This window comes from Aestuariicoccus sp. MJ-SS9 (assembly GCF_032586235.1).
GTDB lineage: Bacteria > Pseudomonadota > Alphaproteobacteria > Rhodobacterales > Rhodobacteraceae > Aestuariicoccus.
The window spans coordinates 1-15,031 of the sequence record NZ_JAWHTD010000029.1 but is presented as its reverse complement, the minus strand read 5'-3'; the positions used below and the strand labels follow the sequence as shown (position 1 = coordinate 15,031).

13 protein-coding genes and 1 pseudogene are annotated in these 15,031 nt (G+C 67.8%); 8 read left to right on the top strand and 6 right to left on the bottom strand.

Annotated features, from left to right (window positions below):
* From murJ to RXV88_RS16685, 4 genes are all read right to left on the bottom strand, one after another.
* Positions 1 to 1,548, bottom strand: a complete 1,548-nt coding sequence (gene murJ, locus RXV88_RS16700; protein WP_316294632.1) for a murein biosynthesis integral membrane protein MurJ — start codon at positions 1,546 to 1,548, stop codon at positions 1 to 3.
* A gap of 177 nt (positions 1,549 to 1,725) precedes the next feature.
* Positions 1,726 to 2,325 carry a hypothetical protein gene (locus RXV88_RS16695; RefSeq protein WP_316294631.1) on the bottom strand — a complete coding sequence of 200 codons (600 nt, stop codon included), beginning with the start codon at positions 2,323 to 2,325 and terminating at the stop codon, positions 1,726 to 1,728.
* Complete coding sequence (locus RXV88_RS16690; protein WP_316294630.1) at positions 2,318 to 5,125, bottom strand: [protein-PII] uridylyltransferase; 2,808 nt, start codon at positions 5,123 to 5,125, stop codon at positions 2,318 to 2,320. The genes RXV88_RS16695 and RXV88_RS16690 overlap by 8 nt, the downstream gene beginning before the upstream one ends.
* Complete coding sequence (locus RXV88_RS16685; RefSeq protein WP_316294629.1) at positions 5,085 to 6,269, bottom strand: penicillin-binding protein activator; 1,185 nt, start codon at positions 6,267 to 6,269, stop codon at positions 5,085 to 5,087. The genes RXV88_RS16690 and RXV88_RS16685 overlap by 41 nt, the downstream gene beginning before the upstream one ends.
* Before the next feature lie 89 nt (positions 6,270 to 6,358).
* On the opposite strand from RXV88_RS16685, the gene rsmI reads away from it, so the two are divergent.
* The 4 genes from rsmI to RXV88_RS16665 all read left to right on the top strand — a co-directional run bounded on the left by rsmI (position 6,359) and on the right by RXV88_RS16665 (position 9,570).
* Positions 6,359 to 7,216 (top strand): 16S rRNA (cytidine(1402)-2'-O)-methyltransferase, encoded by an 858-nt coding sequence (gene rsmI / locus RXV88_RS16680; protein ID WP_316294628.1) that lies wholly within the window; start codon positions 6,359 to 6,361, stop codon positions 7,214 to 7,216.
* 34 nt (positions 7,217 to 7,250) lie between these two features.
* Positions 7,251 to 7,685, top strand: a complete 435-nt coding sequence (locus RXV88_RS16675; protein WP_316294627.1) for a YraN family protein — start codon at positions 7,251 to 7,253, stop codon at positions 7,683 to 7,685.
* 65 nt (positions 7,686 to 7,750) lie between these two features.
* A complete protein-coding gene (gshB, locus tag RXV88_RS16670; protein ID WP_316294626.1) occupies positions 7,751 to 8,686 on the top strand; it encodes a glutathione synthase in 936 nt (311 codons plus the stop codon).
* Entirely contained in the window at positions 8,683 to 9,570 is an 888-nt protein-coding gene (locus RXV88_RS16665; RefSeq protein ID WP_316294625.1) for an alpha/beta hydrolase, read from the top strand. Before gshB ends, RXV88_RS16665 begins: the two co-directional genes overlap by 4 nt.
* Before the next feature lie 39 nt (positions 9,571 to 9,609).
* Here RXV88_RS16665 and RXV88_RS16660 read toward each other — a convergent pair whose 3' ends face one another.
* Positions 9,610 to 11,124 (bottom strand): YifB family Mg chelatase-like AAA ATPase, encoded by a 1,515-nt coding sequence (locus tag RXV88_RS16660; protein WP_316294624.1) that lies wholly within the window; start codon positions 11,122 to 11,124, stop codon positions 9,610 to 9,612.
* A gap of 361 nt (positions 11,125 to 11,485) precedes the next feature.
* On the opposite strand from RXV88_RS16660, the gene RXV88_RS16655 reads away from it, so the two are divergent.
* On the top strand, positions 11,486 to 11,689 hold the full coding sequence (locus tag RXV88_RS16655) for a twin transmembrane helix small protein (RefSeq protein WP_316294623.1): 204 nt from the start codon (positions 11,486 to 11,488) through the stop codon (positions 11,687 to 11,689).
* A gap of 1 nt (position 11,690) precedes the next feature.
* Positions 11,691 to 12,263, top strand: coding sequence for a cob(I)yrinic acid a,c-diamide adenosyltransferase (locus RXV88_RS16650; RefSeq protein WP_316294622.1), 573 nt, complete (start codon positions 11,691 to 11,693; stop codon positions 12,261 to 12,263).
* A 477-nt stretch (positions 12,264 to 12,740) separates the two neighbouring features.
* Here the strand turns inward: RXV88_RS16650 and RXV88_RS16645 are convergent, their stop codons facing one another.
* Positions 12,741 to 14,105 carry a cytochrome P450 gene (locus RXV88_RS16645; RefSeq protein WP_316294621.1) on the bottom strand — a complete coding sequence of 455 codons (1,365 nt, stop codon included), beginning with the start codon at positions 14,103 to 14,105 and terminating at the stop codon, positions 12,741 to 12,743.
* A 124-nt stretch (positions 14,106 to 14,229) separates the two neighbouring features.
* On the opposite strand from RXV88_RS16645, the gene RXV88_RS16640 reads away from it, so the two are divergent.
* On the top strand, positions 14,230 to 14,829 hold the full coding sequence (locus RXV88_RS16640) for a hypothetical protein (protein WP_316294620.1): 600 nt from the start codon (positions 14,230 to 14,232) through the stop codon (positions 14,827 to 14,829).
* Positions 14,830 to 14,954: 125 nt separating this feature from the next.
* A pseudogene (locus RXV88_RS16635) lies at positions 14,955 to 15,031 on the top strand (elongation factor Tu); the annotation flags it as partial.

The following is a 15,031-nucleotide window of genomic DNA, read 5'->3' as shown; positions in this document are numbered from 1 at the left end:
TCAGCGTTTTCCTCTGCGCAGGGCTTCGCGGAATTCCGACAACCGGAACGCGCCGATGACCTGCCCGGCCAGGGCGTAGGCCAGAATGCCGACCGCGATCAGCCCCGCAAGCGCCGAATAGCGCCAGTAATCGACAGAAAGGAACGGCCCGATCAGCAGCAAGGTTCCCCAGAGCGCGCCCCCCATCAGCGCCGAGGCCAGACACACCCGCCAGATGCGGCGGCGGAACCGGTCGTCGAACCGCGCCACCGGGCCGAGGCGGCGGCCGCCGACCCCCAGCATCACGACCATCGTCCAGCCCGCCAGCGTCGTGGCGATGGCCGGGGCGATCCAGCCCAGCACCGGGGCAAGGCCGATGGCGGCGGCGGCGTTGACCAGCATCGACCAGACCGCGTAACGGAACGGGGTCCTGGTGTCCTCGCGCGCGAAGAAGAGCGGCTGCAGCACCTTTTGCAGGACGAAGGCGGGCAGGCCCAGCCCGTAGATCGCCACCGCCACGGCGATGGCCGCGGCGTCGTCCGGCCCGGTCGCGCCGCGCTCGAAGAGCACCGACACCAGCGGCAGCGGGATCACCACCAGCGCCACCGCGGCGGGGATGGTCAGCGCCAGGCTCAGCTCGCCCGCGCGGGAAAACGCCTCGCGCCCGCCGTCGTCGTCGCGCGCCTTTAGGCGGCGCGACAGGTCGGGCAGCAGCACGATCCCCACGGCGATGCCCACCACGCCCAGCGGCAGCTGATAGAGCCGGTCGGCGGCATAGAGCCAGCCCACCGCCTTGTCGAAATGCGACGCGACCTGCTGGCCCACCAGCAGGTTGATCTGCATCACCCCGCCGGCAAGCGCCGCCGGCACGGCGACAACGGTCAGGTGCTTCATCTCGGGGGTGAGGCGCGGGCGGCCGGGGCGCAGCCTGACGCCCGCGCGCTCGGCGGCGACCCAGACGATGGCCAGCTGCGCGATGCCCGCCAGCGGGATGGTCCAGACCAGCCAGAGCACGATCTCGCCGCCCACCCGCGACCCGATCAGCATCGCGGCGATCACGAAGACGTTCAGAAAGACCGGCGCGGCGGCGGCGGCGGCAAAGCGGCCCGTGGCGTTCAGCGCTCCGGAGAAAAGCGCGGCCAGCGAGATGAAGAAGATGTACGGAAAGACGACACGCCCGAAGGCCACGGTCAGGTCGAAACGGGCGTCGCCCGCGAACCCCTGCGCGGTGGCCCAGACCAGCGCGGGCATCAGGACCATGGACAGGCCGGTCAGGATCATCAGCACGAAGCCCAGCCCGTTCATCGCGTCGCGCGCGAAGCCCAGCGGGTTTTCCCCGGCCTCGTAGCGTTTCGAGAACATCGGCACGAAAGCGGCGTTGAACGCGCCCTCGGCAAAGAAGCGGCGGAACATGTTGGGCAGGCGGAAGGCGGCCACGAAAGCGTCCATCACCGGGCCGGGGCCGATGAAGGCCAGGATCATCACCTCGCGGACCACGCCCAGAACGCGGCTCATCAAGGTCCAGAACCCGACGGTGAGCACGCCGGAAAGGAGGCGGATGGGTTTCATGCGGCGATGTCTCTGCCCGGGGCTACGGGGATTGGAGTAGCCCATCGGCGGCTTCGGTTAAAGATGCCATTCCCGGTCGGGATTTCGAAGCGGGGGATCGCGCAACACGCCACGTCCAAGGCCGAGGCTCCGGCGCGGGGGGCGGGGCTGTGTCGCGCGGGCTGGCGGGCTGCGCGCTCAGTCCCTGTCACGGTCGCCGAAGCGGGCGCGCTTGAAGGCCAGAACCTGCTGGCGCGGCTCCCAGGCATAGCTTTGGTCCTCAAGCGGCGGACCCCAGTAGAGCGTGCCGCCAAAGCGCCAGGGGTCGAGCACGATGCCCCGGTCCCAGGCCGCACCCGAAGCGCTTAGCACGACGGTGCTGTGGTCGATGCGGAACACCTTGCGGGCATTGGCGATGGCGCGGTGCATGTCGAGCGTCTCGAACTCTTCCTTCGCCAGCCGCGCCTGAAGATCGTCGGCCCATTGATAGCAGAGCCCGCGCGGCCGCAGCCCGCTGTTGACCTTCATGTTATGCACGATCGCCGGGTCGGAGACTTGGTAGTCCTGCCGCAGCTTGAGCGGATATTCGATGGCGATCCGGGCCGCGCGGGCGGCCTCCTCGGCATCGACACCGGGGCCGAGCGCCAGGATGTCGGACCGCAGCCGGGCGATGCGATCGGCGGTGTCGTTGCCCGCCGTCGTCGGGCCCTCGGCGCAGGCGGCCAGCAGCAAAAGTGCGACAGCGGCCAGCCAGTGCCGCCAGACCCGCGCCCCGGAACTGACCAGAACGTCAGGCATGGGCGCGGTCCGAGCCTTCGCTGATCGCCTCGCGCAGCTTGCGTTCCAGCGCCTTCTGCTTGCTCGGCGTGTAGAACTTCAGCCCGAACATGTCCTTGACATAGAACGTGTCCACCACCTGCTCGCCATAGGTCGCGATCACCGCCGAGGCGATGTAGACATTGGCGTTCGCCAGCGTCCGCGTCAGATCGTAGAGCAGGCCGGGCCGGTCGCGGGTATCGACCTCGATGATCGTGTAGATCTCGGATCCTTCGTTGTCGAAGGTGATCGAGGTGGGCACCCGGAACGCCTTTTCGCGTTTCTTGAGCTTGTCCTTCGACTTGATCGCCTCGCGGGCGATGACCTCGCCCTTTAGCGTCTTGACGATCATCTGGCGCAGACGCGGGATGCGGTTGTCCTCATAGGGCGTTCCCTCGCCATCCTGGATCCAGAAGGCGGCGGTGGCAAAGCCGTCCTTGGTGGTGAAGGTCCGCGCATCGACGACGTTGGCGCCCACCAGCGCCAGCGCCCCGGCCAGCCGCGAGAAGATACCGGGATGGTCGGCCAGCGCAAAGCAGACGCGGGTGGCGTCGCGGTCCTCGTCGGGGTGGATGTCGATGCGGATCTCGTCGGTGTCGATGCCCTTGAGAAGATTGGCAAAGACCACATGCGCGGTGACATGCAGCCCCTGCCAATAGGGCCCGTAATGCCGCGCGGTTTCGGCGCGGATGTCGCGCGCGTCCCAGTCGGGCAGGCGTTCGCGCAGCAGCTTCTTGGCCTCGGCGCCGCGGTTCTCGCGGTTGAGCGCCTCCATCCCGTCCTCGAGCGCGCGGCGGGTCTGGCGGTAAAGCGCGCGCAACAGCGCCGCTTTCCAGTTGTTCCAGGTGGTCGGGCCGACGCCGCGGATGTCGCAGACCGTCAGCACGCACAGCAGGTCCAGCCGTTCCTTGGTCTGCACCGCCTTGGCAAAGTCGCGCACGGTGCGCGGGTCGGCAATGTCGCGTTTCTGCGCCATGTCCGACATCAGCAGGTGATAGCGCACAAGCCATTCCACGGTGGCGCATTCCTGCTTGTTGAGCCCCAGCCTGGGCGCCACCTTGCGCGCGATCTGGGCGCCCAGCACCGAATGATCCTCGTCCCGGCCCTTGCCGATGTCATGCAGCAGCAGCGCGGCATAGAGCACCCGGCGGTTGACCCCCTCGTTGAGAATGGTCGACGCGACGGGCAGCTCTTCGGTCAGGTTGCCGTGCTCGATTTCCGACAGGTTCCAGATGCACTGGATGGTGTGTTCGTCGACCGTGTACGAATGATACATGTTGAACTGCATCATCGCCACGATGGGCTCGAACTCGGGGATAAAGGCCGACAGCACGCCCAGTTCGTTCATGCGCCGAAGCGCCCGGTCGGGGTTGCCGTGTTTCAGCATCAGATCGAGAAAGATGCGCTGCGCTTCCTTGGTGGTGCGCATATCGTCGTCGATCAGATGCAGGTTCGCCGCCACCAGCCGCATGGCGTCGGGATGGATCAGCAGGCCGGTCCGCAGCGCCTCTTCGAAAAGCCGCAGGATGTTCATCTTGTCCGACAGGAACGCCTTGTCATCCGCGATGGCGAGGCGGCCGTTGAGCACCTCGTAGCCGTCCTTGGTTTTCGGCGCGCGCTTGAAGATGCGCAACAAGAGCGGCGCGTCCTTGGTGTGATCCGCCTCGAGCGAGGTCAGGAAGATGCGCGTCAGATCGCCGACCGCGGTGGCGTGGCGGAAATAATCCTGCATGAACCATTCCACGGCGCGCCGCCCGCCCTTGTCGGTATAGCCCATGCGGTCGGCGACCTCGACCTGCATGTCGAAGGTCAGCTGTTCCACCGGACGGTTCGCCGCCAGGTGCAGATGCGCCCGCACGGCCCAGAGAAAGGTCTCGGCCTTGACGAAGGTGGCGTATTCCTCGGGGCGGAAGACGCCATGGCGGACCAGTTCCTCGGTGTCGTCGGTGTGGTGGATGTACTTGGTGATCCAGTAGAGCGATTGCAGATCGCGCAGCCCGCCCTTGCCCTCCTTGACGTTGGGCTCGACCATATAGCGCTGGCCGCCCTGCTTTTCGTGCCGCGCGTCGCGCTCCTCGAGCTTGGCGGCGATGAACTCGCGTTCGGTGCCCTCAAAGAGATCGGACCAGAGCCGCCGATCCAGGTCCCGGGCAAGCGGTTCGTGGCCGGTGAGGAAGCGGTGTTCCAGCATCGCGGTGCGGATGGTGAAATCGTCCCCGCCAAGGCGCAGGCAATCGCGGATCGTGCGCGAGGAATGGCCGACCTTCAGCTTCAGATCCCAAAGGATGTAGAGCATGGATTCGATCACGCTCTCGGCCCAGGGGGTGATCTTGTAGGGCGTCAGGAACAGCAGATCGACGTCGGAAAACGGGGCCATTTCGCCCCGGCCATAACCGCCCACGGCCATGACCGCGATGCGCTCGCCCTCGGTCGGGGTGGGCAGCGGGTGCAGGTGGCGGGTGGCCACCTCCCAGGCGAGGGTGACCAGCCCGTCGGTCAGCCAGGTGTAGGACCGGGTGAGCGCGCGGGCGTTGCGCGGGTCCGCGGCAAAGGCCCGCGCGATCGCTTCGCGCCCGGTCTTTTGCGCCGCGGACAGCTGCGCCACCACGACCTTGCGCACCGCCCCCTCGCCTTCGCCCGAAGGCAGGGCGGCGAAAAGCGCGTCTCTTTGCGCCGGCAGGTCGAAAATCTCGTCCGCCGGCGCGATCAGGTTGTCCGGAAGGGCGTCGGCCGGAGCGGCGTCAGAAGCCGGCGCCGCCGAAGCCGGAGGGAGCTGGGTCAAGGATCACTACCGAATTGTTGCGCACCGTCGCCACGGCCAGCGCACGTTCCGTGGTGCCGTCCGACAAGAGCCGGAATACACCGCCTGTGCCCTGAAAACCAGCCGTTTGCGTCAGCGCCCCGCCGGTCAGGGCGTCGCGGCGGCCCTGCGCGGCCAGCGCGCCCACGGCGGCGATCCCGTCAAAGGCCAGACCGGCCAGCGGGTGCGGGCTGCCGTCGAAGGCCGCGACGTACCGCTCGGTAAAGCTGCGCTGCATGTTCTGGTCGGGCAGGGTGAACCAGCCGCCCTGCGCGCCCGGAAGCCCCAGCGTCTGCGGCGGCACGTCCCAGCGCGCGAGGCCCATGTATTGCGTCGTCTGTGGCGAAATGCCGGCCTCGGGCATCAGCTGCAGCAGCAGCGGCAGGGCCCCGGCGGGGGTCGAGGTCAGGAAGACGCCATTCGCCCCGGTGGATTGCAGCGTCCCGCGCACGCGCGGCACGGCAGCGGCGACGCCGGCTTCGTTGAAGGGAAAGCTCTCGACCGCGGCAATGCGGACGCCGTTGCGCTCGGCGGCCTGCTGGATCGCCGACCGGCCGAATTCGCCTTCGGTGTTGGCCGGGTGCACGACCACGATGCTGTTCCTGCCGCGCGCCCGGGCATAGCCCAGCAGGCGGTCGGCGGTGTTGAAGAAGGTCGGTCCAAGGACAAAGACATTGCCGCCCGCGATCGAGGGGTTGTTCGAGAAGGCCAGAACGTTGATGCCCTCGTCGGCCACCGCATTGCCCGCGGCATTGGCCGCCTCGCCAAAGAGCGGGCCGAGGATGATCTTGGCGCCCTCGTCGACCGCCTTCTGCGCCTGCGACGCGGCAATGCCGGCATTGCCGGCGGTGTCATAGACCCGCAGGTCGATGCGCACGCCGTTCAGATCGGCGATGGCCAGACGGGCGGCGTTCTCGAGGCTCTGCGCCACCGACGCCGCGCCGGCATCGGACCGTGGCACCAAAAGCGCCACCGGAATGGGGGCGTTCGGATCGACCGACGGCCCGCCCGATCCGGCACCGAGATCGGTGACGAGGGACGCGTCGCAGGCCGTCAAAGCGACCAGCGACAGCGCGGCGACACCCCGGCGGAACGCCTTGCGGGCAGAGGACAAAACGGCAAACATGGATAGCACACTCCCTCGTTGTCGGACGCGGGTCCAGGCCCGCGCGTCATTGCGGGCGATCATAACGAGCGGAAAGGACGGGTCCAGAGATGAATCGGGAAAAGGGCGGATTGGCGCCGGGTCTCTATCTGGTGTCGACGCCGATCGGCAATGCCCGCGACATCACGCTGCGGGCGCTGGACATTCTGGCCGAGGCCGATGTGCTGGCCGCCGAGGACACCCGCAGCCTGCGCCGGCTGATGGAGATCCACGGCGTCGCGCTGGGCGACCGCCCGCTGGTGGCCTACCACGACCACAACGGCGCGCGGGTGCGGCCGCGCCTGCTGGGTGCGCTGGCCGAGGGCAAATCGGTCGCCTATGCCTCCGAGGCGGGCACCCCGATGATCTCGGACCCGGGCTTCGACCTGGCGCGGGCGGCGGTCGAGGACGGATACGGCGTGACGGCGGCGCCGGGGGCCTCGGCCGCGGTGGCTGCGCTGACGCTGGCGGGCCTGCCCACCGACAGGTTCCTCTTCGCGGGGTTCCTGCCCAATGCCGCGGGACCCCGCAAACGCGCGCTGGAAGAGCTGCGCGAGGTGCCGGCGACGCTGGTTTTCTACGAATCGCCCAAGCGGCTGGCGGCCATGCTCGCCCATGCCGCCGCCGTGCTCGGCCCCGAACGCCCCGCCGCGATCTGCCGCGAGATCACCAAGAAGTTCGAGGAATGCCGGCGCGGCACGCTGGGCTCGCTCGCCGAAGACATCGCGGCAACGGCGGTGAAAGGCGAAATTGTCGTGCTGATCGGCAAAGGGGCGGGGGAAATTAATGAATCCTTGGTCGAATCGAGTTTAAGTGAAGCACTTTTGACGATGTCGGTGCGGGATGCGTCCGATTTCGTCGCACGCATGTACGGTCGGCCAAAACGGGCGATCTATCAAAAGGCGATGGAACTTGCCGGCCGGAAATAACCGGCGGGCCGTTCATCCGGGTCGGAGGGATGACATGATCTTGCAGCCGGGGCAGACTCCTTGGGCGACCGAACGCCGGAACGAACCGGCGCGCCGCGATGCGGCCGAACGCCGACGCGCCACGGGGTCTACCGCCTATCACGCCGGGCTGTCGGCGGAAGGGCAGGTGGCGCGCCACTATACCGAACGCGGCTCGGCCATCGTGGCGCAGCGCTGGCGCGGCGCGGCCGGCGAAATCGACCTGATCGCCGATGACGGCAAGCAGCTGATCTTTGTCGAGGTCAAGAAAAGCCGGAATTTCGGTCGTGCTCTCGAAGGGCTGACGCGCCGTCAGATCGACCGCATCCAGCTCGCGGGGGAGGAATATGCCGGGGCCCATGCCCGCGGCTCCCTGACCGAGATGCGTTTCGACGTGGCGCTGATGAACGATGCGGGGCAGATCAGGATTCTGGAAAACGCCTACGTCTGAAACTCTGCGGCATTGCACCGGCGCTGCGCTTGCGCCATTTATCCGGGGCACCAAGGAGAGGCCCCATGAAGATTGCATTCCAGATGGACCCGATCGGCGCGGTCGACATTGCCGCGGACAGCACGTTCCGGCTGGCCGAAGAGGCGCAGGCGCGTGGGCATGAGCTGTTCTATTACGAACCGGACCAGTTGGCGTTCGAGGAAGGGCGGATCACCGCCCGCGGGCAGGATCTGCGGGTTCGGCGGGTGCAGGGGGATCATGCCCAGCTGGGTGAGATGCGCAGCGTGGATCTGGCGGATTTCGATGTGGTCTGGCTGCGCCAGGACCCGCCCTTCGACATGCATTACATCACCAGCACCCATCTGCTGGACCGTCTGGCCCCGGGCACTCTGGTCGTGAACGACCCGTTCTGGGTGCGCAATTACCCCGAGAAACTGCTGGTGCTCGACTTTCCGGATCTGACGCCGCCGACGACTATCGCGCGCGATCTGGACACGATCCGCGCCTTCAAGGCCAAGCATGGCGACATCATCCTCAAGCCGCTTTACGGCAATGGCGGAGCGGGGGTGTTCCGGCTGGATCGGAACGACCGGAACCTCAGCTCGCTCTACGAGCTGTTCACCACCTTTTCGCGCGAGCCGCTGATCGTGCAGAAATTCCTGCCGGCGGTGGAAAACGGCGACAAGCGAGTGATCCTCGTGGATGGCGAGCCGGTGGGGGCGATCAACCGGGTGCCGGCGGCGGGCGAGACGCGGTCGAACATGCATGTGGGCGGGCGCGCCGAGAAGGTGGCGCTGAGTGCGCGCGACCGTGAGATCTGTGCGGCCATCGGTCCGCTTTTGCGCGAAAAGGGGCAGGTGTTCGTGGGGATCGACGTGATCGGGGACTATCTGACCGAGATCAACGTCACCTCGCCCACCGGCATCCAGGAGCTGGAGCGTTTTGACGAGGTCAACATCGCGGCGAAGATCTGGGAAGCCATCGAGGCGCGGCGGGCGTGAGCTGGCAGCTCGCGCTTCTTAACAGGCAGCTGCGTTGGATCGAAAAGCCGGCGCTGGCGCGCCAGGCGCCGGATCGGCTGCGGCGGGCGTTCGAGCTGAAGTCGCGGCTTTATTTTCACGCGCCGCGCGGGACGGTGTATCGCCGTGACGCGCTGGCGGGTGTGCCGGTGCAATGGGTCAGCGCCAGAGGCGCGGCCGGCGGCGGGCCGGTGATCCTTTACCTGCACGGCGGGGCCTATGTCTTTGGGTCGTCGGACACGCATCGGGCCATGCTTGCGAAACTGTCGGCGCTGACCGGGCGGGCGGCCTGTCTGCCGGATTACCGGCTTGCGCCCGAGCATCCGTTCCCGGCCCAGATCGAGGATGCGCTGGCCTGTTACCGCGCGTTGCGGGGTGAGCATGACGTTATTCTCGGCGGCGACAGCGCCGGTGGCGGGCTGGCGCTGGCGGCGCTGCATGAGGTGCTCAGGCAGGGGTTGGACAAGCCCTTGGGGGTCTTTGCCTTTTCGCCGCTGACGGACATGACCTTTTCCGCCCCGTCGGTGACGGAAAATGCCGAGTGCGACAACGTGCTGCCGGCGGGCCGGATCGGGCAAATGATCGAGATGTTCCTGGCCGGACAGAACCCGGAGGATCCTCGCGCCTCGCCGCTTTTCGGGGCGTTCAAGGGTGCGCCGCCTGTGTGGATGACCGTGGGGGACACCGAGATCCTTCGTGACGATGCGGTTCGGATGCACGCAAGGCTGCAAGCGCAAGAGGTGGAAAGCGTGCTGAGCATCGAGCGAAACGTTCCGCATGTCTGGCCGCTCTTTCACAATGTGCTGCCCGAGGCCAAGGCGACCTTGCGGGGCCTGGCGGGCTGGATGGACGGGCTTGGGGGCTGAGGGGCGGTGCGCCTGAAGGCGCACCCTACGGCGCAGCGCTCAGCCGTCGCGGGCGGACATGAGGCGATAGCCGAGGGCCTCAGCGACATGGGGGCGGCGGACGGACGGGCTTTCGTCGAGGTCGGCGATGGTGCGGGCCAGCCGCAGCACGCGGTGATAGCCGCGCGCGGTCAGGCCGAAGAGGTCGGCGGCCCGGGTCAGCAGCTCGCGGCTCTCGGTGTCGGGCGCGGCGATATCGTCGAGGATCCGGCCCTCGGCATCCGCATTGGTGCGCAGGCCCGGATGGCCGGAAAAACGGTCGCTCTGCACCGCCCGCGCGGCGGCCACGCGGGTAGCCACGGTTTCGGAACTGTCGCCGGAGGGGGGCAGATCGAGGTCGGCAAAGGCCACCGGCGGCACCTCGACCCGAAGGTCGAACCGGTCCATCAGCGGACCCGAGATACGGCCCATGTAATCCTCGCCGCAGAGCGGCGCGCGCGAACAAGCGCGGGCGGGGTCCGTCAGATAGCCGCATTTGCACGGGTTGGCCGCGGCCACCAGCATGAACCGGCAGGGATAGCGCACATGGGCATTGGCGCGGGCGACCATGACCTCGCCGGTTTCGATGGGCTGGCGCAGGGTTTCCAGCACCGTGCGGGCGAATTCGGGGAATTCGTCCATGAAGAGCACGCCGTTGTGCGACAGGCTGATCTCGCCCGGTTTCGCGCCGCGCCCGCCGCCGACGATGGCCGCCATCGACGCGGTGTGGTGCGGTTCGCGAAACGGGCGGATGCGCGAGATGCCGCCTTCGTCGAGCAGGCCTGCCAGCGAGTGGATCATCGAGGTTTCCAGCGCCTCGGTCGGGGAGAGCGGCGGCAGGATGCCGGGCAGGCGCGCGGCCAGCATGGATTTGCCCGCCCCCGGCGCGCCGACGAACATCAGGTGGTGCCGCCCGGCCGCGGCGATTTCAAGCGCCCGCTTGGCGCGCTCCTGGCCTTTGACGTCGCGCAGATCGCGATGCGACGGTTCGGGCGTGACCTCTCCGGGGGTGCAGGGCGCCAGGACCGATTGGCCGGAAAAATGCTGGACCACCTGCATCAGGTTGGCGGCGGCGATCACGCGGCACGATCCGACCCAGGCGGCCTCGGCCCCGCAGGCGCTGGGGCAGAGCAGCGCGCGGTCGGCCTCTGCCGCCGACATGGCGGCCGGCAGGGCGCCCATGACCGGCACCAGCGTGCCGTCGAGCGACAATTCGCCCAGGGCCACGGTTTCGGCGATGGCGTCGGGCGGCACGATATCGAGCGCGGCCAGCAGCCCGATGGCGATGGGCAGATCGAAATGCGAGCCCTCCTTGGGCAGGTCGGCGGGGGACAGGTTCACCGTGATGCGTTTCGACGGCAAGGCGATGCCAAGCGACGTCAGGGCCGAGCGCACGCGGTCGCGCGCCTCGGACACCGCCTTGTCGGGCAGGCCGACGATGGAAAAGGCCGGCAGCCCGGGCGTGACGGCGCATTGCACCTCGACCGGGCGGGCCTCGACCCCCTCGAACGCGACTGTATAGGCCTGCGCGGCCATGGCGGCCCCTTTTCGGACTGATCAGGCCGAGGGTTCGCGCGTCACGGTTAGAGAATAGTTAACGGCAGGCGGTTTCGGTGCGGCCATCGGCTGATAGAGCCGCAACCTCATACGTGAGGGACCTGGGCGTCGGGTTTCTTGTACCCCGTCGCGAAGGCACCGGCCTTGGCGGGAACGGGCGGACGACGTCGCGGGATCCGATGTTGGACAGCGCTTCGCACTGCCGGTATCTGTCATGGCCCGCATCGGGAGATATGGTTTGGTTTTTGCCCGCGGCGTCGAGCGATTTTCCCGGAACCACCCTTCGCTTTTCGCCCGCCGACCGCTATGTGGGCGGTCAAAGGACCAAAGGGGGCATCTCGTGCTACAGGATCCGCTGTTCATCGTCATGGCCATCGCCATGCTTGCCGTCGTGGGCGTTCTGCTCTTCGGCATCGGAAGCTTCGCCAAGGGCGGGGCGTTCAACAAGAAATACGCCAACAAGGCGATGCGCTGGCGGATCATCGCCCAGTTCGTCGCGGTGCTGCTGATCCTGCTTTTCGTCTGGATCCGGGGGGGCAACTGACATGGTCGTTCTCAACAAGATCTACACCAAGACCGGCGACGACGGCGAAACCGCGCTGGGCAACGGCGCACGGGTGGCCAAGCACGGGCTGCGGGTGACGGCCTATGGCACCTCGGACGAGCTCAATTCGGTCGTGGGTGTCGCCCGGCTGCATGCCGAGGGCGAGATGGACGGCTGGCTGAGCGTGATCCAGAACGATCTCTTCGACCTCGGCGCCGACCTCTGCCGACCGGATATGGAACGCGACGCCGAGGCGGAATATCCGCCGCTGCGCATGATCGAGAGCCAGGTCGCCCGGCTGGAGCGAGAGATCGACCAGATGAACGCGGGGCTCGAGCCGCTGCGCAGCTTCATCCTGCCCGGTGGATCGGCCTTGTCGGCGCATCTGCACCACTGCCGCACCGTGGCCCGCCGGGCCGAGCGGATGACGGTGGAGCTGGCGACGATGGAATCGGTCAACCCGACGGCGGTGAAATACCTCAACCGGCTGAGCGACTGGTTCTTCGTCGCCGCCCGCACTGCCAACGACGGCGGCAAAGCCGACGTCTTGTGGGTTCCGGGCGCGAGCCGCTGAAAGCGGTCGGGCGTCCGGAGGACGGCCGAAGCGCCCGGAAGGGCGGAGCCCCGGCCCGAAGGGCGGCGCGAGCCGCTGAAAGCGGTCGGGCGTCCAGGGGACGGCCGAAGCGCCCGGAAGGGCGGGTATGTTGCTTGAGCGGAATTTCGGCCGCGGAATCAAGACCGCAGGCCGCCGCGGCCCGCGCCTGCCCGTCCCGGCGGGCTGGCGCATTGGTGGCGTTGGCGCGCCGCTCGTTCGGGGCAATGACTTGGCCGGGATAAAGTGCACAGAACGGATGGGGAGGCGCCATCCCACGGGCGGGCGCGGGCCGTGGGATTCGGGCCGGGCTGCGGATGTTAACCATTTGTTCACAAAAACAGTTTCGCTGCGAAACATGCGCGGGAAACGCCCCCCGACGGGGGCCGAATCGGTTTCGCTGCGAAACCCTCTTAAGCGTCTGACAAGGCGTTAAAAAACCCCTGACGGACCGCCCGGTCAGACCGGCTCGGTCTCGAGCCAGACGCCGCCCTCGGGCCGCAGGGTCAGGATCATCACCGGCTCGGGTTCCTTGCCCGGCACCGCCTTGAAGCGCAGGTTGGCCAGCAGGGTGCCGAGGATGATCACCGCCTCCTGGATGGCGAAGGACGCGCCGATGCAGATGCGGGGGCCGTCCCCGAAAGGCAGATAGGCGTAGCGGTCGGGCTTGCCGGTCTCCCACCGGTCGGGGCGGAAGGCGTCCGGGTCCTGCCAGAGCTGGTGATGCCGCTGCAAAGCGTAGATCGGGATCATCACCGTGTCGCCGGGCCGGATCTCGCGCCCGCAGAGCGTGTCATGGGCCTGCGCCGTGCGCGATACCATCGCCGCCGGCGGGTAGAGCCGCAGCGCCTCGTCCACCACATGGCGCACGAAGGGCAGCTTTTGCGCATCCTCGCCGGTCACCGCGCGGCGGCCCTTGAGAACTGACTGCACTTCCTCACGCGCGCGCTCCTGCGCGGCCTCGTCGAAGGCCAGCAAATAGAGCGACCATGCAAGCGTCAGCGCCGTGGTCTCGTGCCCGGCGACGATGAAGGTCAGCAGGTTGTCGCGCAGCTCGGCGGTGTTCATGCGGCGCTGGCTTTCGGGGTCCTCTCCGGCCAGCAGCAGGTCGAGCAGGTCGGGCACGCCGTCGTGCCCGCGCTCGGCCCGCGCCTCGATGGCCTGATCGGCCACGCGCTTCATTTCGCGCACGCCGCCCGCCGACAACATCCGCCCCGGGCGCGGCACCCAGTCGGGAAAGCCCAGAATGTCGAAGAGCGAGATCTTGCCCGCGGACGCGATATAGCCGTCGATCGCCCTGTGCACCGCCGCCCGGTCGAAGCCCTTGTCGCCCGAAAACGTCACGTCCGAGATCACGTCGAAGGTGGTCGTCACCATCTCGTCAAGGAAGTTCACCGCGCGCGGTCCGGCCTCTTCTACCCGCGCGACCGAGCGTTCGGCGGCGGATGTCATGATCGGGGCCAGGTTCATCACGTTGCGGTGCGAAAAGACCGGCGCGGCGGTCCGCCGCTGCCAGCGCCAATGCGCCCCCTCGGCAATAAAAAGCGATTCGCCAATGGCCGGGCGCAGAAGGTTCTTTGTGACGTCGGATTTCGGGTAATCGTCGAGCTTTTCCAGCAGGATGCGCCGTAGCGCGCCGGGATCCATCACCATGTGCCAGCGCACGCCGGTCTTGCCCGACACCATCGGCTGGCGGGTGGCGATGTCGGGGATGATCGACAGGATGTTGCGCCGCGACGCCTGCAGACTGGCCCAGAGCCCCATCGGCTCGGTCACCAGCGGAACGCGGGCGGGCAGTGCGCGGATCGGGGTCTGGTCGGTCATGGCGGCGCTCCTTTCGTATCCTCAATGTAGGGGCGGCGGCGGCGCGGGCAAAGGTGGTGCCTCGTTGCGCCGCACCCGCCGCTGGTCTATCCGAAAGCCCGGTTACCGCGAAAAGGACCAGCCCATGCGCCGCCTGCTTCTGTCCCTGTCGGTTCTGTGTCTGCTGTCAGCCTGCGCCGACGGTCTGCGCCAGCTGGGCCAGCCGGTCGAGCCGCTGGGCGACTTCCGGCTGGGATTTTCCGAGGTGGTGGCGCCCAACCTCGTCAAGGGTCCGCTGTCGCGTGAGGCCACGGCCGAAGAATGGACCGCCGCCGTCGACGCGGCCATCGAAGAGCGGTTCGGCCGGTTCGAGGGCACGCGGCTTTATCACCTCGGGATCAGCGTCGAGGGCTATGTGCTGGCGCAGCCCGGTGTGCCGCTGGTGCTGAGCCCCAAGTCGGCGCTGATCCTGCGGGTCACCGCCTGGGACGACGCCAGCCAGAGCAAGCTCAACGAAGAGGCCCAGCTGATCACCGTGCTCGAAGCGGTGTCGCCCGAGACGGTGATCGGGTCGGGGCTGACGCAGTCGAAGGAAGAGCAGATGCGGGCGCTTGCGGCCAATGCCGCGCTGAAGGTGGAAACCTGGCTGCGGCGCAGGCAGGCCGAGGACGGTTGGTTCGGCCCGGCGCCGGAGGGCGAGGCGCCCGAGGCAGGGCCGGAACCCGTCGCCGCTGAGGCCGGATAACGCCGGCGCGGCCCGCCGCATCGCTGCACCATCTGCCGCTTGATTTTCCCGCCGCAAGCCAATACATGGCCCGCGATGGAAATCCGGGTCGGGCAAGACCCCTCAGACACGAGGCATCTGGTACGATGGCAAAGGAAAAGTTTGAACGTTCTAAGCCGCATTGCAACATCGGCACGATTGGTCACGTTGACCACGGCAAGAC